Source organism: Leisingera thetidis (genome assembly GCF_025857195.1).
GTDB classification, from domain to species: Bacteria; Pseudomonadota; Alphaproteobacteria; order Rhodobacterales; family Rhodobacteraceae; genus Leisingera; species Leisingera thetidis.
The window spans coordinates 75,001-98,615 of the sequence record NZ_CP109787.1 but is presented as its reverse complement, the minus strand read 5'-3'; the positions used below and the strand labels follow the sequence as shown (position 1 = coordinate 98,615).

The 23,615-nt window shown below is 60.7% G+C and carries 19 protein-coding genes, 1 tRNA gene, 2 rRNA genes and 1 pseudogene (1 of these 23 running past the window's edge); 7 read left to right on the top strand and 16 right to left on the bottom strand.

Annotation, left to right across the window (positions count from 1 at the left end; all coding sequences use genetic code 11):
* Nucleotides 1-112: 112 nt before the first annotated feature.
* The 11 genes from OKQ63_RS00475 to ehuR form a co-directional block, all read right to left on the bottom strand.
* On the bottom strand, nucleotides 113-592 hold the full coding sequence (locus OKQ63_RS00475; RefSeq protein ID WP_264212041.1) for an Lrp/AsnC family transcriptional regulator: 480 nt from the start codon (nucleotides 590-592) through the stop codon (nucleotides 113-115).
* 24 nt (nucleotides 593-616) lie between these two features.
* Entirely contained in the window at nucleotides 617-1,609 is a 993-nt protein-coding gene (doeB, locus tag OKQ63_RS00470) for a N(2)-acetyl-L-2,4-diaminobutanoate deacetylase DoeB (RefSeq protein ID WP_264212040.1), read from the bottom strand.
* Between the two features lie 3 nt (nucleotides 1,610-1,612).
* The gene (doeA, locus tag OKQ63_RS00465; protein ID WP_264212039.1) at nucleotides 1,613-2,800 is read right to left on the bottom strand and encodes an ectoine hydrolase DoeA; all 1,188 of its coding nucleotides are present in this window, start codon (nucleotides 2,798-2,800) and stop codon (nucleotides 1,613-1,615) included.
* Nucleotides 2,801-2,819: 19 nt separating this feature from the next.
* A complete protein-coding gene (locus OKQ63_RS00460) occupies nucleotides 2,820-3,809 on the bottom strand; it encodes a cyclodeaminase (protein ID WP_264212038.1) in 990 nt (329 codons plus the stop codon).
* Nucleotides 3,802-4,809 carry a hydroxyectoine utilization dehydratase EutB gene (eutB, locus tag OKQ63_RS00455; RefSeq protein WP_264212037.1) on the bottom strand — a complete coding sequence of 336 codons (1,008 nt, stop codon included), beginning with the start codon at nucleotides 4,807-4,809 and terminating at the stop codon, nucleotides 3,802-3,804. The genes OKQ63_RS00460 and eutB overlap by 8 nt, the downstream gene beginning before the upstream one ends.
* A gap of 18 nt (nucleotides 4,810-4,827) precedes the next feature.
* The gene (eutA, locus tag OKQ63_RS00450) at nucleotides 4,828-5,592 is read right to left on the bottom strand and encodes an ectoine utilization protein EutA (protein ID WP_264212036.1); all 765 of its coding nucleotides are present in this window, start codon (nucleotides 5,590-5,592) and stop codon (nucleotides 4,828-4,830) included.
* An 11-nt stretch (nucleotides 5,593-5,603) separates the two neighbouring features.
* A complete protein-coding gene (locus OKQ63_RS00445) occupies nucleotides 5,604-6,041 on the bottom strand; it encodes a universal stress protein (protein ID WP_264212035.1) in 438 nt (145 codons plus the stop codon).
* A 12-nt stretch (nucleotides 6,042-6,053) separates the two neighbouring features.
* Nucleotides 6,054-7,340 carry a TRAP transporter large permease gene (locus tag OKQ63_RS00440; protein WP_264212034.1) on the bottom strand — a complete coding sequence of 429 codons (1,287 nt, stop codon included), beginning with the start codon at nucleotides 7,338-7,340 and terminating at the stop codon, nucleotides 6,054-6,056.
* A 10-nt stretch (nucleotides 7,341-7,350) separates the two neighbouring features.
* A complete protein-coding gene (locus OKQ63_RS00435) occupies nucleotides 7,351-7,917 on the bottom strand; it encodes a TRAP transporter small permease (protein WP_264212033.1) in 567 nt (188 codons plus the stop codon).
* A 69-nt stretch (nucleotides 7,918-7,986) separates the two neighbouring features.
* Nucleotides 7,987-9,003: a TRAP transporter substrate-binding protein gene (locus OKQ63_RS00430; protein ID WP_264212032.1), complete on the bottom strand. Its 1,017-nt coding sequence runs from the start codon at nucleotides 9,001-9,003 to the stop codon at nucleotides 7,987-7,989.
* A gap of 97 nt (nucleotides 9,004-9,100) precedes the next feature.
* A complete protein-coding gene (gene ehuR, locus OKQ63_RS00425) occupies nucleotides 9,101-10,465 on the bottom strand; it encodes a MocR-like ectoine utilization transcription factor EhuR (RefSeq protein WP_264212031.1) in 1,365 nt (454 codons plus the stop codon).
* A 530-nt stretch (nucleotides 10,466-10,995) separates the two neighbouring features.
* On the opposite strand from ehuR, the gene OKQ63_RS00420 reads away from it, so the two are divergent.
* On the top strand, nucleotides 10,996-12,567 hold the full coding sequence (locus tag OKQ63_RS00420) for an SGNH/GDSL hydrolase family protein (RefSeq protein ID WP_264212030.1): 1,572 nt from the start codon (nucleotides 10,996-10,998) through the stop codon (nucleotides 12,565-12,567).
* 218 nt (nucleotides 12,568-12,785) lie between these two features.
* Here the strand turns inward: OKQ63_RS00420 and OKQ63_RS00415 are convergent, their stop codons facing one another.
* Nucleotides 12,786-13,679: a LysR family transcriptional regulator gene (locus OKQ63_RS00415; RefSeq protein WP_264212029.1), complete on the bottom strand. Its 894-nt coding sequence runs from the start codon at nucleotides 13,677-13,679 to the stop codon at nucleotides 12,786-12,788.
* 102 nt (nucleotides 13,680-13,781) lie between these two features.
* Here OKQ63_RS00415 and OKQ63_RS00410 point away from each other — a divergent pair, with 102 nt between their 5' ends.
* From OKQ63_RS00410 to OKQ63_RS00390, 5 genes are read left to right on the top strand one after another with little or no spacing between them, the layout of a single operon-like run.
* Nucleotides 13,782-14,630, top strand: coding sequence for an HTD2 family dehydratase (locus tag OKQ63_RS00410; RefSeq protein ID WP_264212028.1), 849 nt, complete (start codon nucleotides 13,782-13,784; stop codon nucleotides 14,628-14,630).
* Entirely contained in the window at nucleotides 14,627-15,790 is a 1,164-nt protein-coding gene (locus OKQ63_RS00405; RefSeq protein WP_264212027.1) for an acyl-CoA dehydrogenase family protein, read from the top strand. Before OKQ63_RS00410 ends, OKQ63_RS00405 begins: the two co-directional genes overlap by 4 nt.
* Entirely contained in the window at nucleotides 15,790-16,965 is a 1,176-nt protein-coding gene (locus tag OKQ63_RS00400; protein WP_264212026.1) for a CaiB/BaiF CoA transferase family protein, read from the top strand. Before OKQ63_RS00405 ends, OKQ63_RS00400 begins: the two co-directional genes overlap by 1 nt.
* Nucleotides 16,965-17,858 carry an HpcH/HpaI aldolase/citrate lyase family protein gene (locus OKQ63_RS00395; RefSeq protein WP_264212025.1) on the top strand — a complete coding sequence of 298 codons (894 nt, stop codon included), beginning with the start codon at nucleotides 16,965-16,967 and terminating at the stop codon, nucleotides 17,856-17,858. Before OKQ63_RS00400 ends, OKQ63_RS00395 begins: the two co-directional genes overlap by 1 nt.
* Nucleotides 17,859-17,893: 35 nt before the next feature.
* Entirely contained in the window at nucleotides 17,894-18,856 is a 963-nt protein-coding gene (locus OKQ63_RS00390) for a DctP family TRAP transporter solute-binding subunit (RefSeq protein ID WP_264213854.1), read from the top strand.
* Nucleotides 18,857-18,927: 71 nt separating this feature from the next.
* Here the strand turns inward: OKQ63_RS00390 and OKQ63_RS00385 are convergent.
* Nucleotides 18,928-19,500: pseudogene (locus tag OKQ63_RS00385) on the bottom strand (transposase); the annotation flags it as partial.
* 81 nt (nucleotides 19,501-19,581) lie between these two features.
* Here OKQ63_RS00385 and OKQ63_RS00380 point away from each other — a divergent pair.
* A complete protein-coding gene (locus OKQ63_RS00380; RefSeq protein WP_264212024.1) occupies nucleotides 19,582-20,187 on the top strand; it encodes a hypothetical protein in 606 nt (201 codons plus the stop codon).
* Between the two features lie 256 nt (nucleotides 20,188-20,443).
* Here the strand turns inward: OKQ63_RS00380 and OKQ63_RS00375 are convergent.
* The 3 genes from OKQ63_RS00375 to OKQ63_RS00365 form a co-directional block, all read right to left on the bottom strand.
* Nucleotides 20,444-20,520 (bottom strand) — tRNA-Met (locus tag OKQ63_RS00375).
* 46 nt (nucleotides 20,521-20,566) lie between these two features.
* A 5S ribosomal RNA gene (gene rrf, locus OKQ63_RS00370) occupies nucleotides 20,567-20,681 on the bottom strand.
* Between the two features lie 199 nt (nucleotides 20,682-20,880).
* Nucleotides 20,881-23,615: ribosomal RNA gene (locus tag OKQ63_RS00365) — 23S ribosomal RNA — on the bottom strand; it runs 96 nt beyond the window's last position.

The following is a 23,615-nucleotide window of genomic DNA, read 5'->3' as shown; positions in this document are numbered from 1 at the left end:
TTGTCCTCCTCACGTCTTGCAGAGGACTGTGCCCGTTTCCGAAAGAGGAAGTGACTGAAGTTGCCGGGGCTTGCAGAGAAAACAGCTGCCAATCAGACGCTTTCGCGTTGGATCACTCCTGCGCCAGCAAAACATCCAACGGCGGTGCGCCCGCACCTTTTACCGGCTTGGTCACCACATAGGTGAAATAACGGCTGAGGCCGATGCGGGCGTCCAGCATCTCGTCGATCAGCCGCTGATAGGCGTCGATGTCGCGGGTGACGATCTGCAGCAGGTAATCGAACCCGCCGCCCAGCGCCCAGCAGGCGGTAACCTCGTCATAGCGCTGCATCGCCGCCTCGAACGCGCGGAAGCTGGCGGCGGTGTGATCGGCAATCTCGGCCGCCACAAACACCGTCACATGCGGCGCCAGTTTCTTCAGATTGATGCGGGCGCTGTAGCCTTCGATCAGCCCGGCCTGCTCCAGCTTTTTGAGCCGGTCCCAGCACGGAGTCGGGGACAGGCCGATCCGGTCGGCCAGCGCGGCCTTGGTGATGCGGCCCTCGGTTGAGAGCACACGCAGAATGTCAAGGTCGCGCTGGTCCAGTTGCATTGGTTCCCTTCCTTCAGCCCCCGTTCAGTCCCCGGCCACGCCGATGACAGCAACACAGTCGCCGGACTGGATCAGGCCGGGAAAATGGCGGCTGATCACCAGCCCGTCCCGGCGGGCGCGGTATTCCACCGGCGGCTGGCCGGTGCGGTCCAGCGGCCAGACCCGGGCCACCAGATCGCCTTTGCTGACCGTTGCACCCAGATCCGCCATGATCTCAAACAGCCCGTCGCCCTCGCTGAACAGGTAGCAGTTGCCGTCAGGCATCGTGATGTTCACGGTCTCATCCAGCTGTATTTCGCCCTGCAGGATGCCGAAATGGATCAGTACGTTACGCAGGCCCTTCTTGGCAATTGCATTGGTGCGCGCGGAAGAGGAGCCGCCGCCGCCCAGCTCGGTGGTGACCAGAACCTTGCCCATCTCCTCGACCGCGGTGTCGTACATGCCAACGCTGTCAATCTCCAACAGCTGCACCGAATACGGTGCGTTGAACGCCTTCATTGCGGCAAAGCAGGCGTGCTGTGTCGCTGTGTCCTCCAGGATATGGGCGGCGGCAAAGGGCACGAAATCCAGCGTCTTGCCGCCGGAATGGAAATCCACCGCCAGATCCGCCATCGGCAGCAGCACGGTCTGGAAATAGTCGGCGATCTTCTCTGTCACGGTGCCGTCCGGACGGCCTGGAAAGGCGCGGTTCATGTTGCCCTTGTCGATGGGCGAGGTGCGGGTACCGGCGCGGAACGCGGGATAGTTGAAGGCCGGAACGATGATCAGTCGCCCGGTTACGTCCTCCGCGCGGGTGGCGGCGGCCAGCTCATGCAGGGCAATCGGGCCTTCGTATTCATCCCCGTGGTTGGCACCGGTCAGCAGCGCGGTCGGTCCCTCGCCGTTCCTGATCACTGTCAGCGGGATCATCACCGCGCCCCAGGCCGAGTCGTCGCGGCTGTGGGGAAGCCACAGGTGGCCGTGGTGCACCCCGTCCTGGTCCAGCGGGATATTGGGGGAAATCGGATTCGGCTTCATGGCTCAGTCCTTCACGAACATCTTGCGCGGCACATCGGACAGGCACTCCGGACCGTTTTTACCGATGCGGATGCTTTCGGTGATCTCAAAGCCCCAATCCTCCATCCACAGGCCGGTCATGAAGTGGAAGGTCATGTTTTCCTGCAAGACGGTGGTGTCGCCGGGGCGCAGCGACATGGTGCGCTCGCCCCAGTCCGGCGGGTAGGAGACGCCGATCGGATAGCCGGTGCGGTTGTCCTTCTCGATGCCATGTGTCTTCAGCACCTTGAAGAACGCCTTGGCGATATCCTCGCAGGTGTTGCCGGCCTTGGCCATTTCCAGCCCCGCCTCCATGCCCTCCAGCACCGCCTGTTCCGCGTCCAGGAAGGTCTGCGTCGGCTTGCCCAGGAACACGGTGCGCGACAGCGGGCAATGATAGCGGTGCACCACGCCCGCAATCTCGAAAAAGGTGCCCTCGCCGGAGTTCATCGGCAGGTCGTCCCAGGTCAGATGCGGCGCGGCGGCATCAGGCCCCGAGGGCAGCAGCGGCACGATGGCAGGATAATCGCCGCCAATGCCTGTGGCCTCGTCATAGCGCAGCGCGGCGTCATAGATATCGGCCACCAGATCGCATTTGCGCATCCCCGGCTCGACCTTGTCAAAGATCCGCTGGTGCATCCGCCCAACGATCTTGCCCGCCTGCCGCATGTAGGCGAGCTCGGCCTCCGATTTCACCGCCCGCTGCCAGCCGACCAGCGCATTGGCATCGGCGAACCGCGCATTCGGCAGATGTGTCTGCAGGGAAGCATAGGCCGCGGCGGTGAAATAGTAATTGTCCATCTCGACGCCGATGCTGCCGCCGTCCAGCCCGCGGTCCTTCAGCTGCGCCGACAGGTAATCCATCGGATGCCGCTCGGCCGACTGCACGTAATGGTCCGGGTAGCCGATGATATTGGCGGGATCCATGTAGCAGGTGCGCAAGGCACCGTTGGCGTCCTGGCCGCGGCCGTACCAAATCGGTTCACCCTCCAGGCTGACAACAACGCATTGATGCACATAGAAGGACCAGCCGTCATAGCCGGTCAGCCAGTTCATGTTCGAAGGATCGGTGACGATCAGAAGATCCAGCCCGCGGCGGGCCATCTCATTGCGGGTCTTGTCCAGGCGCTCTTGATATTCAGCGCGGGGGAAACACAGCTTGGGGTTTGCCATATGCTAAGGTCCTGATTGGTCAGCTGGTGATGGTGGTTCCGGCGGCCGCCGCGTCTGCGCGGGCACCGGCAAGGGTGGCGATGGCGGTGTCCTGCACGCCGGTTCCGGTCAGGTCGCAGACGGTGATATCCATGTCCGACGCACGGCCCGGCTTCTGGCCCGCAATGATTTGGCCCAGTTCCGCGAATTGGCCTGTGTCCGTAACCGTGCCCGCAGCCAGCGCCGGGCGCAGCTCGCCCTGTTTCACCGATTGCGCCAGCCGGTCCGCGGCAAACAGCGTGGCGGCCGGGATCACATCCGGCGCCAGTTCCGTCTTGTAATCGGCGTCCGAGCCCATCGCCGTCACATGCTGGCCCGGGCGCAGCATCGCCCCGAAGATCAGCGGCTCACAGGAGGGCGTGGTGGTCACAACAATATCCGCCGCCGCCATCACATCCGCAATGCTGCCGGTGGTGACCTCAATGCCCAGCTTCTCCGCGCAATCGCGGGCGCAGGCTTCGGCCTTTGCCGCATCCCGCCCCCAGATCACCGCCCGTTTGATGCCGCGCACCAGCGTCAGCGCTTCCAGCTGCAGCCGCGCCTGAATGCCGCTGCCCAGGATACCCGCAACCGTGCTGCCGGCGCACGACAGATATCTGGCCGCCACCGCGCCAGCCGCAGCCGTGCGCACATCGGTCAAATAGCCGTTGTCCAACAGCACCGCCCGCACGATGCCGGTTCTGGCATCAAACAGCACCATCAGCCCGTTGAGGCTCGGCAGCCCCAGCCTGGGATTGTCAAAGAACCCGGGGCTCATCTTGACGGCAAAGCCGTCCAGCCCCGGCACATAGGCTGTCTTCACATCCACCTCGCCGTTATGCTCCGGCACGGGAAAGCTCAGGATCGGCGGCATCTGCACCTCCCTGGTGGCGAGCAGGCGGAACGCCTCCTCCACGCAGGCCACCGCATCGCCGTCCAGCGCGATGGCCTGGCGCAGATCAGCTTCGGTCAGGATCTTGATATCAGGCATCCGCGCCTCCCTTGGTCTCAGCCGCCGCAGCCACATCCTCACCGTCAATGATGTGTCTGTGCAGCGCCATGTCTATGTTCTGGCCGCTGACAAGCGACACACAGCACCCCGGATTTTCGATCCTGCCCGCCAGCAGCGCCGCAATGCCGACACTGCCGGAACCTTCGATCACCTGCCGCTCCTGGAAATAGGCATGGCGGATGGCCGCGGCGATCTCCGCCTCGGAAACCAGCACCACATCATCCACCAGCGCCTTGGTCATCTCGAAGGTATAGGCGTTGTCCAGCCCGATACCGCCGCCCAGGGAGTCGGCAAGGGTCGGCAGTTCCTCGACCTGAACCGGCTTGCCGGCCTGCAGGCTGGCATGCATTGCCGCGCCGCGCTCCATGCTGACGCCGATCACCCGGATCGCCGGATTCACCGCCTTCATCACCATCGCCACGCCGGAAATCAGCCCGCCGCCCGACAAGGGCACCAGCACCGTCTCCAAATCCGGCGCCTGTTCCAGCATTTCCAGCGCCACGGTGCTTTGGCCTGCAATGATACCGCGGTGGTCGAAGGGCGGCAGCATGGTCATGCCCTCTGCCACCAGCCGGTCCACCTCCACCTGCGCGTCATCCTGCGAGTGGCCTTTGATCCGCACCTCGGCGCCGTGGGATTTGATGCCTTCGACCTTGTTTCGCGGCACCAGCTCCGACATGCAGATGACGCAGCGCACCCCGGCCTGCGCCGCCGCATAGGCCAGCCCGCGCCCGTGGTTGCCGGTGGAGACACCCACAACCCCCGCCGCGCGCTGCGCCTCGGTCAGCGACAGCACCGCATTGGTTGCGCCGCGCAGCTTGAAGCTGCCGGTGATCTGGCTGTTCTCCAGCTTCAGCGAGACCTGCCCGCCGGTCAAAGAGCTGAGTGACGGCGACTCCACAAGGGCGGTCCGCCGGATGCGCCCGGCAATCCGCGCCCGGGCCTGATAGCTGTCCTGTAGGGTGATTTTCTTTGTCATCGGACTTGCCTTGCCTGGTTAGAGTTCAAAAAGCCGGCCGTAGCCCGGCACCGGATCACTGATCCCCGCCAGACGCAGGCAGCGCCACACCATCGCCTGGTTGGAGGAGACCACCGGCCTGCCCAGATGGTCCTCGATCCGCTGCACGCAGGCGGCGGCGCGCAGCGCGGTGCAGGACAGGAAAAGCGCATCCGCCTGCCGGTCACAGGCAGCAATCCCCGCCTCGATAATGCTGTCTTCGGAGATCCGCGCCATCTGCCGGTCGTCAGTCAGGCCGAAACAGGCGGCATTGACCACCTCCGGCCCATGCGCGGCAAAATACTGCGCCAGCTCATCCGTCACCTGCGCGCTGTAGGGCGTCAGCACCGACACCCGCCTGACCCCCAGCGCCTTGAACGCGGCAAAGGCGGCAGAGCTGGGGGTGACACAAGGCGCGCCCGGCTTGGCGGCGTTCAAATGGCGGCTGACCGCATCATTCCCCAAGACGATGGAGGCCGCGGTGCAGCCATAGGCCACCACATCCACCACTTCCTCCGGCAGGATCTGCGCCGCGGCGCCTGTCAGCCGCGGGCCGGTCTGCAGCAGTGTTTCCTTGGTGGTCGGATTCTCGAAGGCGATGCGGTTCACGTAGACGCCCACCCGGTCCGGGTCGCAGATCCGGGCAAAGTCGCGCTCCGACGTGTGATCGGTCGCCAGCGCCACCAAGGCGATCCGTTTCTTCACGGGGCGATCGTCCAGCCGGGCCGGAACGCGCGAGGGCGTGGAATGGATATCAGGGGCCATTTTCAGCTTTCCTAGACAACAAGAACCGGGATTTGCGCCAGGCTCGTCACCTTGTGGGAGACACTGCCCAGCAGGACCCCCTCCAGCGAACCCAGCCCGCGGCTGCCGATCACGATCAGGTCATGCCCGTGTTCCCTGGCAAACCCCGTGATGGTGCGCGCCACCGGGCCGCTTTTGACAAAGGCGCGGGGGCATTGAACGCCGCCCGCCGCCGCCAAAGCCTTGCCGCGCTCGGCCACCTCCCTGGCGTGGCTGCGCATGATCTCGTCCAGATCCTCCGGATGATCGGGGCGCACCATATGCATCGATGCCTCCAGCAGCGAATGATGCCGGTAGACCGTCAGCAGAGTCAGCTCCGCCCCGCACAGCTGCGCCAGCCCTGCAGCCTTGGCCAGCGCGGCCTCCGCCCCTTGCGAGCCGTCGAAGGGCACCAGAATGGATGTGAACACTTCCGCGCCTCCTTATTTGGCAAAGGCCAGGTCACGCAGGAACAGCGCAATCTGCGGGAAGAAGATCAGCGCCACCGACACCCCCAAGAGCATCAGGATGAAGGGGGGCGTGCCGCGCACCACCTCGGCATAGGGGCGTTTGAACACGGCAATGGCGGTGAAGATATCGCAGCCGAAGGGCGGCGTGGCGGAGCCGATCGCAACCTGCAGGGTGATGATGGTGCCGACCAGCACCGGGTCCAGCCCCACCGATTTCACCACCGGTGCAAACACCGGCACCAGCACCAGGATCACCACGATGGGATCGACAAACATGCAGCCGATGAAGAAGGCGATGGAGATCACGAACAGCACCCCGATGGCGCCCATCTCGGCAATACCGATGGCGCCGAGGATCTGCTGCGGCACCTGCGCGAATGAGATCACCCAGGAAAACGCCGCCCCCGCCCCCACCAGGATGAACACGATGGCGGTGATCAGCCCGGTCGATTTGGCGGTGTCATAGACATCCGCCAGTGTCATCGAGCGGAACACGATCACCTCCAGCACCAGCGCGTATAGCACGCAGGCCGCCGCCGCCTCGGTCGGGCTGAACACGCCGCCGTAGATGCCGCCGATGATGATCACCGGGAACCCCATCGGCCACAGCGCCTGCCGCATGGTCTGAAACCGCTCGCCCCAGGTGGCCTTGGGCTCGGTCGGCACGTTGTTGCGCACCGCATGGATGTAGGCATAGGCCGAAAACAGCAGCAGGATCAGCAGCCCGGGACCGATGCCGGCAATGAACAGCTCGGCAATCGAGGTGCTGGAGACCACCCCGTAGATGATCATCCCGATCGAGGGCGGGATCAGGAACGCAATGTCGCTGGCATTGACGATCAGGGCCAGCACAAAGCTGTCCTTGTAGCCCGCCTGCAGCATCCGCGGACGCAGCGGCGAGCCGATGGCAACCACCGTCGCCTGGGTCGAGCCGGACACCGCCCCGAACATGGTGCAGGCGGCGGCGGTGGAGATCGCCAGCCCGCCGCGGATATGTCCGACATAGGCCATCACCACATTGATCAGCCGTCCCGCCGACTGGCCGCGGGTCATGATATCGGCGGCAAAGATGAACATCGGCACCGCAATCAGCGACGCGGGCCGGATTCCCGCCAGCATCTGCTGCACCATGGTCTCGGTCCGGGCCAGATCGCCGAACAGCATCAGAAAGCCGATGAACGCGCCGGCAATCAGCGGGATCATCATCGGAAAGCCCAGCAGCAGCAGGACAATCATGGTCAGGAAAATAGTTGCAGCCATCGGTCCGCCCTCAGATTTCGATTTCTTCCGCGTTCCCGTATCCCTCCTGCACACGGGTCGAGAGGTAGATGCCGGGAGAGGTCAGGTTGCGCACCGCGGTCAGCAGGTACTGCATGCCGGTCATGAAGAAGCCGGCAGGCAACCAGACCAAGATCACCCAGACCGGGATCTGCAAGGCCGGCAGCAGCCGCCCCCTCGCCGCCTGCGCGCCGATGTATGTCACCGCGTAAAAGCACAGCAGGAACATGAAGCCGGCGGTGACCAGCGAAATCGCCACCATCAGCGCCTTGCGGGCCCCCGGCGGCAGCGCGTCATACAGTGCCGACATCCGGATGTGGCGGGCATGGCGCGCGGCATAGCTGATGCCGGCAAAGGTGATCAGGATAATCAGAATCCGGTTCAGCTCTTCGGTAAAGAAGAGGGAATTGCCCAGCGCAAACCGCCCCACCACATTGGCCACGGTATTGGCGGCCATCAGCAGGACACCGGCAGCCAGCAGGAACGATTCGGTGCGGCTGATGGCGCTGTCGATCACCCCCAGAAATCCGGGCAGCGCTGACGCGTGTGTCTGGTGCATGGTGTCCTCCCAAGGTCCGGGTGCTGCTGAGCGGGCAGGACCCGCTCAGCACTGATTTGAGGGCGGGCGTCAGTTGGCGGTGGCCGCCAGATCTGCCTTCAGCTGCTCCAGGATCGCCGCACCGCTGCCGCCGGTCATCTCGACGAACTTGGCCTCGACCTCAGCCGCCGCCTCCTTGAAGCAGCTGCGCTGATCGTCGTTCAGCACCGTCACCTGCATCTCCGGCTTGGCCTCCATGATCTTGGCCAGCTCGCTCTCGGCCGCCTGCTGCTGGTAGACCACGGTGTGGTCATAGGCCGCCTGCGCCGCGTTCTGCACCAGCTGCTGGTCCCCGGCGCTAAGGCCGTCATAAAACTCCTTGTTGGCCATCACCGCGGTGGTGAAATTGTTGTGGCCGGCATAGGTGATGTAATCGGTGACCTCAAAGATCTTGGTCGAGTAGAGGAAGAACGTCGGGTTCTCCTGCCCCTGGATCACATTGGTCTGCAGCCCCCCATAGACCTCGCCCCAGGGCAGCGGCGTCGGGGTGGCGCCAAAGGCCTTGTAGCTTTCGACCAGCAAGGGGTTGGTCATCACCCTGAACTTCACCTCGTCCAGATCGGCGCAGGTGGTGACAGGCGTCTTGGTGGTCATTGCCACTTCGCCCTCGGGGAACATGGTCAAGAGCTCCAGCCCCTGATCGGCATAAAGCGGCTTGAACATGCCGTTGATCGCCTTGCTCTCCTTGTAGAAGCGCGCCAGGTGATCCTGATCGGTCGGCAGCAGGTAGGGCACAAAGAACACCTGCGCCTCCGGGATCAAGGAGCCGGTAAAGCCCGGCGACTGATCCACGAACTGCAGGATGCCGTCCTGAGTTTGCTCCATGATGTCCGCGGATTCGCCCAGCGTGCCATAGGGGAACAGCTGGACCTCGTGATCCGATTTCGCCTCGATCTCTGCCTTGAACTTCTGCGCATAGACGCCCTGCACATCGGTCATCGCCTCTTCAAAGGCATAGCGCCATGTGTCCGCCTGCGCCGCACTCCCCGCCAGGGCAATCCCCGCCGCCGCCAGGGCGCCGAAGCTAAGTGTGACTGTCTGAGCCATGATTTCCTCCCAAGTCTCACCGGTGCCTGCGCACCGCTGCGACAGACTTGAGAGGTATTGTACTGCATGTCAATTTTTTTATTGATGCAGGACAATATCAATAAGTAAAGGGTGCCACTCCCTCCGGCGGATGGTTCAGCATCCCCGCAATCAGGTTCAGGGCCTGCCGGAAACGCTCTTGGTCCTGGATACTGCCCAGCGAGAGGCGCACGGCATTCTGCGGCGGCGTCTTGGGGGTCAGGAACGGCGCGTCCGGCGCCACCGCCACCTTCAGTTCCTGCGCATAGGAAACAAAGCTGCCGGTGGTCCAGCCCTCGGTCAGCGGCAGCCACAGGTGCAGCGCCGACGGATGCCCCTGCCAGCGCCAGTCCTGCAGCACCTCTGTGGCGATGGCATAGCGTTCCGCCAGCGCGTGCCGTTGCCACTGCGCCAGCTCCAGCGCGGTGCCGTCCTGCACCCAGCGGGTTGCCAGCTCGCACATCAGCGGCGTCGCCATCCAGCCGAACACGACAATCCGCCCGGTCAGCGCCGGCAGCAGATGCTCCGGTGCCGCCATATAACCCGCCCGCAGCCCCGACACGGTGCATTTGGTGAAGGTCGTCAGATAAATCGTCCGCTCCGGCGCCAGCGCCGTCACCGGCACCGGGCGGTCTTCGGCGACCGGACCGAATGCATCGTTTTCGATGATGTGCAAATCGTGCTTGCGGGCAACTTCCACCAGCTCTCTGCGTCGCGCCTCAGGTATCATCCCTGCAGTTGCGTTGGCCAAAGAGGGCAGCAGAAACAAAACTTTGGCGGAGTTCTCCCGGCAAAACCGATCCACCGCACCCGGACAAATTCCATCTGCATCGGTTTCAAGACCAGCAAGGTTCAGACCCAAATAGGAACAGCCCGATACCAGCAGGTGGTGAGTGATCTTGTCCGAGATAACAGTATCGCCTGGCCGGGTCAGTGCTGACAGCGCGGCGGACATGCCGTGGCTGACCCCATTGGTCATGATGATCCGGTCCGGCTTCACCTCAAGACCGCAATGCTGCAGCCATTGCGCGCCCGCGGCCCGATGCGCGTCATGGCCAATGTTCGGGCGGCAGGACAGGTAATAGCTAGGGTCCAGCCCCTCAGGCAGATCCCGCAGCGCCTGCTGGAACCGTTCGGCATGCTGCTGCGAGACAACAGGGCGCGAAATCGACAGATCAAAGCCGCCGCCTCTTTCGGAGCTCAGCCGAAACGGCTGATCGTTGGGCTGGTCAGGATCCAGAACGTAGCTGCCCCGCCCGACCTGGCCATCAATCAGCCGCTGCCGCCGCAGACTTTCGTATGCCTTGCTGACCGTGTGGACGCTCAGACCCAGCTCTTCCGCCAGCTTACGGTGAGTCGGAAGCTGCGTTCCCTTTGGAAGCCTGCCATCCGAGATTGCCTTGGCAATGGAGAGCGCAAGGCTGGAATGCAGGGGGGATTTCAATGTCCGGGGATCAGGGCGCCATATTGTCATGCTACATTTGTACAATTGAATACCCCCATTCGCAATACAATTGCGTGCAGTGCTTACCTGCCCGCGCGATGCCAAACCGTTCTATGAAACGGGCCTGCTTTCACCGGCGGCGGCCCGCAACAGTAATCTGGTTGTCTTTCAGCTGCGGCAGATGGCCGAGTGTCAATCCACAGCAGATCGCTGCGTGACGGAAACACCCGGGACAACCTGCAGTCCTGATGCAGACAGCGGCGCATTATACTGGCCGGCCAACCGGGGCGCGCGGTCCCGGGGAGGCATGCCTCAGCAATGCGGCCCGGAGAACCGCCGGCTTGGGCAAGCCCCCTTAAGCTCCGCTGGATCGAGAATCATTGCCATGGATAGAGCGGAATGGCACCATGAGTGTGGAAGGCGATTGCGCAGGGCAAGCAAAACCGCACTGTTTGGTTCAAACCGCGCCCCTTCCTCTATCAATCTGACGAAATCGTGCGCTGCCCTGGCGGTGCCGGGAAAGTAAGTTGATGAACCCGTTTTCACGTATCTACTACTTCGGCGACAGCCTGACCGATGAGGGCAACGCAGTGGACATTCTGGCGTCGGTCATCGAGCCAGTCATCCTTCTGGACCTGATCATCAGTTTTGGCGGCATTCCATCGCCAGCCGACCGGGACCGGCTTCAGGCACAGGCCGAAGTCCAGGCGAGACAGACCGTGATCGACAGTTTTTCCGAAGTCGGCACCATGGGTGCGGTCACCAACGCACTGACCCATGCCAGCTATGCCGCCAGCCTGGGCGGGTTCGAAGTTGTGAACTATGCAGTCGCGACGGCGACAGCTCTGGCTGATGGTCTTCTGGAAGACATGATTGATCTGGAGGCTCAGGTTGCAGATTTCACAAAAGACGCCTCTGGCGGCGTTCCGGCGGACTCGGCCGCGTTTCTTCTGATCGGCGGCAATGATTTCACTGACTTGCTGGGAACGGTTCAGGAGCAGCAAATCCTCACCCAAGCTGAGTTCCTGGCCCTCGCAGGACCGGTGATGGAAGGCCTGATTGCGCAAATCGGCAGCGCCGCGAACACCCTCAGCGCAACGGGTGTCGGGACAGTGTTTCTTGCGACCCAGCCGGCGGCAGGCTTTTACCCGGAATTCGATACGCTCTCCCCTGCGCTCACCTCCTTCGCGGACCTCCTCATCGACACATTCAACACTATGGTAACCGACGAGATCGGAATTCTTCGCAACGCAGGGACCGATGTACGGATGGTCGATCTTTTTGCTGTGTCGGCAGCACTTACCGAAGATCCTGCAGGATTCGGAATTCTCGCAGACCGGACTGATTACCTAATCGCCGGAAGCGCCTTTGACAGCGACCAGGTCCTTGCATGGGATTCGATCCACCCGGCCGAGACCGTGCATCAGGTCTGGGGCGCATATGCCGAATTCGTCATGCGCGGCGGCACGGCGGAACTTCTGGACGAGGGCGCAACCAGCCTGAGCTCAGGTTCTCAGGCAAATGCTGTATTCGCGCTCGGCGGCGATGACACCATCAAGGCCGGCCGCGGCAACGATGCCGTGGTCGGCGGCAAGGGAAACGACGAAATCTCCGGCGGCCGGGGCAGCGACATTCTTCTTGGCGGAAGCGGTAATGATATCGTGAACGGCCGCCGTGGCAACGACATCATCAGCGGCGGAGACGGCAACGACGAGATCCGAGGTTCCGCAGGCGAAGACAAAATCGTGGACGGCCGTGGCGACGATCTGATCTTCGGAGGTGCGGGCAACGACACCTTCATCTTCACAGAAACCGCGCTCATCGGCGGCGGCGCTGGCTCGCGCGACACATTCCGCGGCGGGACCGGTGCGGATACGCTCTACCTTGTACTGGATGACGCCAGTTATCTCGAGTTTGAATCCGGCAACCGTGCCGGGGTATTGAACGAACTCGGCATCACCGTTTTCGGGATCGAGTTCATCCATGCCATAGACGGCCGCGGCGGTATCGGCTCAGCATTTGATGGTTTTGACTGGCTCCCGTCTGCCGACTACTGGGGAGCCGTCTCTGCCCCGCCGCCCAGCGAGGCACTGCTTGTCTGATCGCAGGACAGACACACCTGTTGCGAAAAACTGCAACGAAGCCTTCTCAGGACGTCATGTCAAATTGATCCAGCCCAAGCTGCGGAATCGCTCACTGCAGGTTCGCGGCAGAGTTTTGAAACCAGCTCTCCATTCAGAGTTGACGGCCATCTGATAGCCGCAGACCGCCACACTCCGGGACTAAATACCCAGCCCGCACCGAACTGAAGCTATTTTTGCTACTTTCGACCGCCCGCCCCTTCGTCAATGAGCATTCCGATCAGCAGTTGAGCCGATTGGGGCAGTGCGCCTTGGCTTCTCATCAAAATGGAGCGGTCACGCAGTGCCCAGGCATCTTCCAGAACCAGCAGCCTGATGTTCATGGTTTGCAAATGCCGCTGAGCCGCGGATTCAGGCACGACCCCAATTCCAACTCCCGCCTCGACCAGACGGCACATGGCTTCAAAACTCCGCACCTGAATCCTCAGGCTCCGGTCAAATCCGCTGCGCCGGAGCTGGCGCCGGAGAAAGTCCAGAAGCGTACTGCCTTCGTGCAAGCCTATATGCTCAAATTCAAGCGTCTGATCGAGAAGAATGCGATCCCGGCCGGCCAATGGATGACCGGCGGGCACTGCCAGCATCAGCCGGTCAGTTGAGAATCTTACGGCTTCCAGGTCAACGTGCCCGTGGGGGCCTGAAATGATCCCGATGTCTGCGGTCCCATCTACCACAGACCGGACGATCTCTTGTGTCAGCCGTTCCTGAAGATCGACTGTCACGCCCGGACGCGCTGCCAGGAACCGCGCAAGAATTTCCGGCAGAAACTCGGTCACAGCTGTCGTATTGGCAAAAATCCGGAGGTGGCCGGCCTCCGCGTTGGTCATTTCATCCGCCAGAAAATCCAGCTGCCTCAAGACCAGCCGGGCCTGGCGCAAGAAGGTCTCCCCAGCCGGTGTCAGGCTGATCCCTTTGTTGTTTCGTACCAGCAGCTGCTGTCCCGCCTCCTGCTCCACGGATTTGATGCGGGCGCTGGCTGCAGGCGGGGATAAAAAGGCGCGCGCTGCGCCGTGGGTCAGGTTTCCGCACTCGGCGATTTTCACAAACAGGCGCAGGTCTACAAGCTCAATGTTCATTTGCGTTCATCTATCACGAATACAACGTTATTGAAATGCGAATTTGCGGAATTCAGAAGCTGTGCAAGGCTTCTTGCCAATGATGAAGTAGCGGAGGCTAGAATGAACACCGACCGTCTGGAAAAGTGGATCGGCCGCACACAAGCCTATAATGAACGGATTGCCCCTTTCCCCTCGAATGCGCTCGCTGCCACGCTGGATCGAGATGATCCGGAGTATGCGGACGGCACCCCGCTGCCGCCGCTCTGGCACTGGCTTCACTTCCTGCCGGTCTACAAGCTTTCCGAGGCCGGTTACGACGGCCACGCGGCGCCCGGTGGGTTTTTACCCCCGGTTTCCCTGCCGCGCCGGATGTGGGCGGGCAGCCGCCTGACCTTCACCGCGCCGCTCCGGATCGGAAGCACCCTGCGCAAGGTATCGCAGGTCAAGTCCATCCAGGCCAAGCATGGGCGCAGCGGCCAATTGGTTTTTGTCACTGTCAGCCACCAACTATTTGACGGCGAAACTCTGGGCGTCGACGAAGAACACGACATCGTCTACCGCGAGGAGCCCGCCCCGGGCGCAATTGCACCAGCCCCGCCGCAAGCTCCTGCGGATTCTGACTTTTCACGAGAGATCCACCCGGATCCGGTGCTTCTCTTCCGCTACTCCGCGCTCACCTTCAATGGGCATCGCATCCACTATGACCAGCCTTTCTGCGTTACCTCCGAAGGCTACAAGGGGCTGGTGGTCCACGGACCGCTGATCGCAACACTACTGCTGGATCTGTTGCGGCGTCAGCGGCCGGGTGCAGTGGTGAAGAGTTTTCAGTTCCGGGCCCTGTCGGCCATTTCCGATACGGAAAGCTTTACCGTGCATGGCTCCGTCGGAGCTGACGGCACGACCGTTCAGCTTTGGGCGCAGCGTCAGGACGGCGCACTTGCCATGCAGGCGGAGGCAATCATCGCATGACACATGACGCTCGAACAAACCACCAGGAAATCCGTGACGCCATACGGGCGCTCTGCGCAACCTTTCCGCCCGAATACCACCGCATGATAGACGAAAACCGCGCCTACCCCGAGGACTTCGTCAACGCACTCACCCGTGACGGCTGGCTGGCTGCCATGATCCCCGAAACCTATGGCGGATCGGGGCTTGGCCTGACCGAAGCCAGCATCATTCTTGAAGAGATCAACCGGGCCGGCGGCAATGCCGGCGCATGCCACGGCCAGATGTACAATATGGGCACCCTGCTGCGGCACGGTTCCTCCGAGCAGAAGCAACGCTATCTGCCCGGCATCGCCCAGGGCAGGCTCCGGCTGCAATCGATGGCCGTGACGGAGCCTGCCGCCGGGACCGATACCACAATGATCAAAACCACGGCGCGCCGCCAGGGCGACCGTTATGTCGTGAACGGCCAGAAAGTCTGGATCAGCCGTGTACGGCATTCCGATCTGATGATTCTGCTGGCGCGCACGACGCCGCTTTCGGAAGTCGCAAGGAAGTCCCTTGGCATGTCGATCTTCCTCGTCGATCTGAGGCAGGCCATCGGCAACGGGCTGGAGGTGAAGCCGATTGCCAATATGGTCAACCATGAAACCAATGAGCTGTTCTTCGACAACCTGGAAATTCCTGCGGAGAACTTGATCGGCGAGGAGGGAATGGGGTTCCGCTATATCCTGGACGGGCTGAATGCGGAACGCACCCTGATCGCGGCAGAATGCATCGGTGACGGCTTTTGGTTTCTCGACAAGGCAGCACAATACGTGACCGGTCGCGAGGTCTTCGGGCGTCCCATCGGGCAGAACCAGGGGGTGCAGTTTCCGCTGGCCGAGGCCAAGATCGAGCTTGAGGCCGCCAATCTGATGCGGTTCCGGGCCTGTGCCCTGTTCGATGCCGGACAGAAGGCGGGCAGCGAGGCCAATATGGCAAAATATCTGGCTGCCAAGGCCAGTTGGGAAGCGGCCAACGCCTGCCTCCAATCCCATGGCGGTTATGGTTTTGCCACCGAATACGATGTGGAGCGCAAGTTCCGGGAAACGCGGCTCTATCAGGTCGCACCGGTCTCCACCAATCTCATTCTCTCATACGTCGCCGAGCATATGCTCGGCCTGCCGAGGTCCTTCTGATGCTGCCGCTTGATGGAATAACCGTTGTCAGTCTGGAACACGCGATTGCCGCGCCGTTTGCCACCCGTCAGCTGGCAGATCTGGGTGCCCGCGTCATCAAGGTTGAACGTCCCGGATCCGGGGATTTTGCCCGCAACTATGACAGCCGGGTCAACGGGCTGGCCTCCCATTTCGTATGGACGAACCGATCGAAGGAAAGCCTGACCCTGGACGTCAAGCATCCCGATGGCGCGCAGATCCTGCAAGAGCTTGTGTCAAAAGCCGATGTCGTAGTTCAGAACCTTGCCCCCGGTGCGGCGGCGCGGCTGGGGCTCAGCTACGCTGATATGCGCAAGACCAACCAGGGCGTCATTCTGTGCAACATTTCCGGCTATGGAGGCTCCGGGCCGGACTGCCACCGCAAGGCCTATGATCTGCTGATTCAATCCGAATCCGGCTTCCTGTCGACCACCGGCACCCCTGACTCCCCCAGCAAAGCGGGCATATCGATCGCAGACATTGCCGCAGGCATGTATGCCTACACCAACATTCTTGCGGCCCTGTTGCAACGCAACAAAACTGGCCTGGGGTGCGAAATAGACCTTTCCATGCTTGAAGCCATGACGGAATGGATGAGCTACCCCCTCTACTATTCCTACGACGGTGCTGCGCCGCCTGCCCGTGCAGGCGCCAGCCACGCAACGATCTTTCCCTATGGCCCCTTTCCTGCCGGAGATGGCCGAACGGTCATTCTGGGGCTTCAGAATGATCGCGAATGGACGGCCTTCTGCACGAGCGTCCTGCAACAGCCAGCACTTGCCAGGGATCCCCGCTATGCCAGCAACAGCGCACGCGCCGCCAACAAGGAAAGCCTGGCCCGGGTAGTCACCGATTGCTTTGCCGGTCTCACCGCAGATCAGGTTCTCGACCGGCTCAACCGCGCTGGTATCGCCAATGCCCGCCTGAACGATATGAAGGAGGTCTGGCAGCACGTTCAGTTCGCGGCACGGGACCGCTGGCGGGACGTGGACACGCCCGCCGGCCCGGTCCCTGCCCTGCTGCCGCCAGGGGGCATAGGAATGCCCCCCCGCATGGAAGCTGTGCCTGCGCTCGGTCAGCACTCCGGCAGCATCCTTGCAGAAATGGGCCATTCCGCTGCTGCCATCGCCGCCTTGCGCGCCCAAGGGGTGATCTGATGACTGACTTGAATTTCGCCCGCAGCTTTCTGTTCGTGCCCGGAGACCGCCCCGAACGTTTTGCCAAAGCCGCTCAATCCGGTGCGCACGCCATGATCATGGACCTTGAGGATGCTGTAGCGGATGCGGCCAAGGCGGAAGCCCGCAGAAACATCCGCGCCTATCTGGACGAATCCCATCCTCAGAACATCCTTGTCCGGATCAACAACGCGGAAAACCGCGGGTTCGCCGCTGATCTTGACGTTGCGCAGCACGAAGGACTGGCCGGAGTGATCCTGCCAAAGGCAAACCACGCGCAGGTAGCCGACTTGGCGCGGCACTTGTCCCGGCCCGTCTGGCCCTTGATTGAAACAGCCCAGGGTGTGAGCGAGGCGGCAGCAATTGCCGGGCTGCCGAACTGCGGACGCATGCTGCTGGGCACGATCGACCTGTCCCAGGAGATGGGACTGGACATGGAACACCCTGGCGGGCAGGCAATGCTGGACCACGCCCGCTATCAGCTGGTGTCCGCTGCCTGCCGTGCCGGACGCCCCGCACCAATTGACGGTGTTTTTCCCTCGCTGGAAGACGCCCAGGGTTTGAAAGCTGCCGCAAAGCACGCTGCGGCCATCGGTATGAGCGGCATGATGTGTATCCACCCCCGGCAAATCGAGGCAATCCACGCCGCGTTTTTCCCCACGGATACTGAGATTGAATGGGCCGGGGCCGTCCTCGCAGCTTCCCAAACAGAGAAAAGCAGTTTCCGGTTCCGCGGCCAAATGGTGGATAAACCGGTGCTGGCGCGCGCAACAACCATCCTGTCACGCTTGCCGGATGATGGAGGAGATCCGCGTCCTGAGGCAGATTTACATGTGAAACTGCGACTTGATCAAACCAAAGGGAGAAAAAGATGAATGTATTGAGAACGCTGCTGTGTACCGCACTGCTCATGGCCGGTACACAGGCCAGCGCGGACGCCTGCGACGAAGGCGAAATCGTGGTGAAGTTCAGCCACGTCACCAACACCGACAAGCACCCCAAGGGGATTGCGGCCGCACTGTTGGAAAAGCGCGTGAACGAGGAAATGAACGGCACCATGTGCCTGGAGGTCTATCCGAACTCCACGCTCTACAATGACAACAAGGTGCTGGAAGCGATGCTGCAGGGCGACGTGCAGCTGGCGGCGCCGTCCTTGTCGAAATTCGAGAAGTTCACCAAGCAGTTCCGCCTGTTCGACCTGCCGTTCATGTTCAAGAACATCGAGGCGGTGGATGCGTTCCAGGGCTCGGAGACCGGCCAGGCGATGCTCGACAGCATGCAGCGCCGCGGCCTGCAGGGGCTGGCCTACTGGCACAACGGCATGAAGCAGATGTCGGCCAACAAGCCGCTGCTGGAACCGTCGGACGCCAACGGGCTGAAGTTCCGGGTGCAGTCCTCGGACGTGCTGGTGGCGCAGATGGAAGCGATCGGCGGCTCGCCCCAGAAGATGGCGTTCTCGGAAGTCTACGGCGCGCTGCAGCAGGGGGTCGTGGACGGGCAGGAGAACACCTGGTCCAACATCTACGGCAAGAAGTTCTTTGAGGTGCAGGACGGCGTGACCGAGACCAACCACGGCGTTATCGACTACCTTGTCGTAACATCTGTGGACTGGCTTAGCAGCCTTGAACCGGATGTCCGCAAGCAGTTCCTGGAAATTCTGGGCGACGTATCCAGAACCCGGAATACCGAGGCCACGAAAGTGAACAATGAAGCGAAGGCGGCAATCATCGCAGCAGGCGGCACCGTGCGCACGCTGGCTCCCGGGCAGCGTCAAGCCTGGGTCGCCGCGATGAAGCCTGTCTGGGAGAATTTCTCCGCTGACGTGGGGCAAGACATGATCGATGCGGCTCAAGCAGTCAACAAGGGCCTTTGATGATCTTGCAACTGCCCGGAGTGCCCTACTGTGCTCCGGGCACAATGCGGCTGGATAGTGCCCCATGGCGTTCACCGTGATATTCGGTGCGGGCCTGCTTGGTCAGGATGCCACGGTGGCAGGCTGATGACGGGATCATCGCCCATTGACGCGATGGTTTTCAGTGTCATGCAACAGGCGCGCTGGACAGCCCACCCATCGTTTTGCTCCAGCAGCAACGCGCCGACCAGGCGGACGATGGCGTCATCGTTCGGGAAGATACCGGCGACATCCGTGCGCCGCTTGATTTCGCCGCTCAGACGCTCAATGGGGTTCGTCGAGTGCAACTTGGCACGGTGTTCCTTGGGAAAAGACATGTAGGCCAGCACGTCGTGCTCGGGGTCGCCCATGACCATCGCAAGTTTCGGCACCTTGGGCCGGATCTGATCGGCGACGCTGCGCCATTGGATGCTGGCGGCTTCCTCGGTGTCCTGGGCAATAGCTGTGGCGATGAAGGCGGAGACCACTCTGCGCCCGCTCTTGCCGGCACGGGCCGCAATATTTCTTTGAAAATGGACGCGGCAGCGCTGCCAGGTGGCGCACAGCAGCTTCGACACCGCGGCCCAGGTGCCCTCATGAGCATCCGAGGCCACTGACGTGCTCCCCGCAGAGTCCGCGGTTATTAGTGTCTGACGTCAGCGCCAATGGGACAGTTTATACGAGCCGACCGGAGGAGCATTGATGCCATGCTTTGCTTCCTGCAATTCGGTCAGATCAATGCGGAAGCCGACTACTTACTTCTTTCTGCGATGATCTCCAACGGAACACGGCTTAAGGATTGGCTAGAAGAACACACTCACGGTCCCGTGGTGGCTTTTGACTACGAGTGGAAACCAACTCGGCAGCTGCGAGGGTGCATAGTTTATTCCAAGACTGAGTATGACGCGCTCACTGCACAGGTGAACGATGGTGATACGCAGGCACCGCTTGCCATCCCGTATGGATTGTTTGCTCTAGATTCGAATTGGCTACCAGAACCAACTAGCTCAAGCGCACTAAAGGCGCTTTCCGACAAGTCGATGCCACTGGCGATAGGGAAATCCAAAAAGACGACACGACGCTGGTTGACATCGAACCGAAATAAGGTCGCTGCGGAAATCGCTGTGAAGTTAGAGGTGCACAAACATTACGAAGGCATCGCAAAGTACATCGAACATGATCCTTTAGATGACTGGGACGCCGTACGAGCAAAGGTAACGAACGCAATGTCCGTATCGCTTTTCCCTGAGTTAAGTGAAGATGACATCAAAGCTCTGGATGAGCTGATCAATAAGAAATCTGACTCGGATTGAATTCACACTCGAAACGAGCCAAAAATCGGCATCCACTCGTATTGATTGGGCAATTATGGCTCATACAGCCAACGCCCGCTCCCGTACTCGGCTGGCTGCCGTTTTCCGGACGCCTTCTCGGCACGGCGCACTGTTACTCCGCGGCCACAATCCGACTTGTCTCCTTGTGCTTCCACAGTGCTTCCAGCCGTGAGGGAGACCCAAACGCAAGAAACGCCCCTTAGGGCGCTATCGTACTGTTATTACAGTGATAATTTGGTTGCGGGAGCAGGATTTGAACCTGCGACCTTCAGGTTATGAGCCTGACGAGCTACCTGGCTGCTCCATCCCGCGTCAGGTGTATTTCGCATCGTTTTGAGAGATATTTGGATTTTACTAGGTTTGGCGGTGACCTACTCTCCCAGGGCTTGAGCCCAAGTACCATCGGCGCTGCAGTGCTTAACTTCCGGGTTCGGGAAGGGACCGGGTGTTTCACTTGCGCTTTTGCCACCAAACCGAGAAAAATCCACTTGCCTCCGGCAAGTGGATTTGGCGGCAGGCAGCGTATTTGCAAAGCAAATGCGCGTTGCCGCACCTGGGTTGCGTCACGAGACGTTTCCACGAGCGGAAGGCAGTACAATCAACGTTTGTCCAAGTTTTGTTTTGGGATGTGTTTGCTTGTTTGGTTCTGAGTAACACTGTCTGTTACTGGATCAAATCAAGCCTGTCGGGCGATTAGTACCGGTCAGCTGAACGCATTGCTGCGCTTACACCTCCGGCCTATCGGCGTGGTGGTCTTCCACGGCCCTCAGGGATACCTTGTTTTGAGGGGGGCTTCCCGCTTAGATGCCTTCAGCGGTTATCCTGTCCGATCATAGCTACCCAGCACTGCTATTGGCATAACAACTGGTCCACCAGTGGATCGTTCACCCCGGTCCTCTCGTACTAGGGGCAACTCCTCTCAAGTATCCTACACCCACGGCAGATAGGGACCGAACTGTCTCACGACGTTCTAAACCCAGCTCACGTACCTCTTTAAACGGCGAACAGCCGTACCCTTGGGACCTGCTCCAGCCCCAGGATGAGATGAGCCGACATCGAGGTGCCAAACACTGCCGTCGATATGGACTCTTGGGCAGTATCAGCCTGTTATCCCCGGCGTACCTTTTATCCGTTGAGCGATGGCCCTTCCACGCGGGACCACCGGATCACTATGGCCGACTTTCGTCTCTGCTCGACTTGTCAGTCTCGCAGTCAGGCTGGCTTCTGCCATTGCACTCAACGAGCGATTTCCGACCGCTCTGAGCCAACCTTCGCGCGCCTCCGTTACTCTTTAGGAGGCGACCGCCCCAGTCAAACTACCCGCCACGCAGGGTCCCGGATCCGGATAACGGACCGCGGTTAGACATCAAGAGTGCGAAGGGTGGTATCTCAAGGGAGGCTCCACCGGAACTTGCGTTCCGGCTTCGATGCCTACCACCTATCCTGCACATCACAATCCTGATGCCAGTGCGAAGCTGTAGTAAAGGTGCACGGGGTCTTTCCGTCTAACCGCGGGAAGCCTGCATCTTGACAGGCAATTCAATTTCGCTGAGTCGATGTTGGAGACAGCGGGGAAGTCGTTACGCCATTCGTGCAGGTCGGAACTTACCCGACAAGGAATTTCGCTACCTTAGGACCGTTATAGTTACGGCCGCCGTTTACCTGGGCTTCAATTCGGAGCTCTCACCCCTCCTTTTAACCTTCAGGCACCGGGCAGGCGTCAGACCCTATACGTCGCCTTGCGGCTTCGCAGAGCCCTGTGTTTTTAATAAACAGTCGCCACCCCCTGGTTTGTGCCCCCGGATTCCACTTGCGTAGGACCCGGGCCTCCTTCTCGCGAACTTACGGAGGTATTTTGCCGAGTTCCTTCAACATCGTTCTCTCAAGCGCCTTGGTATTCTCTACCAGTCCACCTGTGTCGGTTTAGGGTACGGTCTGATGGAGGGCTATTTCCAGGGACTGATCAGCAGCCCATTCAATCCGATAAGGATGAACTACCGTCACAATCCGTCACATCCTCCTGGCCCACGAATATTAACGTGGTTCCCATCGCCTACGCCTTTCGGCCTCGGCTTAGGGGCCGGCTTACCCTGCTCAGATTAGCTTTAAGCAGGAACCCTTGGACTTTCGGCGAGAGTGTCTCTCACACTCTTTGTCGCTACTCATGTCATCATTCTCACTAGTGATCTCTCCACGGGATCGCTCACGCGCCCGCTTCATCGAAAGCTCCTTGCGTCCAATCTTTCCCGGAGGAAAGTAAGGACGCATGGACCTATGTCACACTACGCTCTGCTACCATGCACTATGTGCATCCTCGGCTTCGGCTCATGGCTTGAGCCCCGTTACATCTTCGCCGCAAGACATCTTGATTAGACCAGTGAGCTGTTACGCTATCTTTAAAGGATGGCTGCTTCTAAGCCAACCTCCTGGTTGTTTTGGACGTCTCACCTGCTTTCCCACTTAGCCATGAATTGGGGGCCTTAGCCGGAGGTCAGGGTTGTTTCCCTCTCCACGACGGACGTTAGCATCCGCCGTGTGTCTGCCATCCAGTACTCCCGGGTATTCGGAGTTTGGTTAGGATCAGTAAGCCTGTGGGGCCCCATTACCCATCCAGTGCTCTACCCCCCGGGGTATTCGGATGACGCTCTACCTAAATAGATTTCGCAGAGAACCAGCTATCTCCGAGTTTGATTGGCCTTTCACCCCTAGGCACAGCTCATCCCGATCTTTTTCAACAGATGTGGGTTCGGCCCTCCAGTGCGTGTTACCGCACCTTCAGCCTGGCCATGCCTAGATCACTCGGTTTCGGGTCTGATCCCACGAACTCATGCGCCCTATTAAGACTCGCTTTCGCTGCGCCTCCGCCTAGCGGCTTAAGCTTGCTCGTGAGACCAAGTCGATGACCCATTATACAAAAGGTACGCTGTCAGCCCTCAAGGGGCCTCCAACTGATTGTAGGCGTTCGGTTTCAGGTACTGTTTCACTCCCCTCGCCGGGGTGCTTTTCACCTTTCCCTCACGGTACTGGTTCGCTATCGGTCAGTAAGGAGTACTTAGCCTTCGGAGGTGGTCCTCCGATCTTCGAACAGGATTTCACGTGTCCCGCCCTACTTAATACGTCCCTCAGAGCTTAGAATACGGGGCTGTCACCCGCTATGGCCATGTTTCCCAACATGTTCTTCTCACTCATCAGGCTCGGCTGGTCCGCGTTCGCTCGCCGCTACTAACGGAGTCTCTATTGATGTCCTTTCCTCCGGGTACTTAGATGTTTCAGTTCCCCGGGTTTGCTCTTATAGACCTATGTATTCAGTCCATAAGTACCTGGTTAAGCAGGATATAGGCAGCCTTGCGGCTGTTATATCAAACTTTCAGGTGGGTTCCCCCATTCAGAGATCTTGGGATCAAAGC

Coding starts and splice junctions, on each gene's coding strand:
- OKQ63_RS00475 (WP_264212041.1), bottom strand. CDS start 592: ATGCAACTGGACCAGCGCGACCTTGACATTCTGCGTGTGCTCTCAACC.
- doeB (WP_264212040.1), bottom strand. CDS start 1,609: ATGAAGCCGAATCCGATTTCCCCCAATATCCCGCTGGACCAGGACGGG.
- doeA (WP_264212039.1), bottom strand. CDS start 2,800: ATGGCAAACCCCAAGCTGTGTTTCCCCCGCGCTGAATATCAAGAGCGC.
- OKQ63_RS00460 (WP_264212038.1), bottom strand. CDS start 3,809: ATGCCTGATATCAAGATCCTGACCGAAGCTGATCTGCGCCAGGCCATC.
- eutB (WP_264212037.1), bottom strand. CDS start 4,809: ATGACAAAGAAAATCACCCTACAGGACAGCTATCAGGCCCGGGCGCGG.
- eutA (WP_264212036.1), bottom strand. CDS start 5,592: ATGGCCCCTGATATCCATTCCACGCCCTCGCGCGTTCCGGCCCGGCTG.
- OKQ63_RS00440 (WP_264212034.1), bottom strand. CDS start 7,340: ATGGCTGCAACTATTTTCCTGACCATGATTGTCCTGCTGCTGCTGGGC.
- OKQ63_RS00435 (WP_264212033.1), bottom strand. CDS start 7,917: ATGCACCAGACACACGCGTCAGCGCTGCCCGGATTTCTGGGGGTGATC.
- OKQ63_RS00430 (WP_264212032.1), bottom strand. CDS start 9,003: ATGGCTCAGACAGTCACACTTAGCTTCGGCGCCCTGGCGGCGGCGGGG.
- OKQ63_RS00420 (WP_264212030.1), top strand. CDS start 10,996: ATGAACCCGTTTTCACGTATCTACTACTTCGGCGACAGCCTGACCGAT.
- OKQ63_RS00415 (WP_264212029.1), bottom strand. CDS start 13,679: ATGAACATTGAGCTTGTAGACCTGCGCCTGTTTGTGAAAATCGCCGAG.
- OKQ63_RS00410 (WP_264212028.1), top strand. CDS start 13,782: ATGAACACCGACCGTCTGGAAAAGTGGATCGGCCGCACACAAGCCTAT.
- OKQ63_RS00405 (WP_264212027.1), top strand. CDS start 14,627: ATGACACATGACGCTCGAACAAACCACCAGGAAATCCGTGACGCCATA.
- OKQ63_RS00400 (WP_264212026.1), top strand. CDS start 15,790: ATGCTGCCGCTTGATGGAATAACCGTTGTCAGTCTGGAACACGCGATT.
- OKQ63_RS00395 (WP_264212025.1), top strand. CDS start 16,965: ATGACTGACTTGAATTTCGCCCGCAGCTTTCTGTTCGTGCCCGGAGAC.
- OKQ63_RS00390 (WP_264213854.1), top strand. CDS start 17,894: ATGGCCGGTACACAGGCCAGCGCGGACGCCTGCGACGAAGGCGAAATC.
- OKQ63_RS00380 (WP_264212024.1), top strand. CDS start 19,582: ATGCTTTGCTTCCTGCAATTCGGTCAGATCAATGCGGAAGCCGACTAC.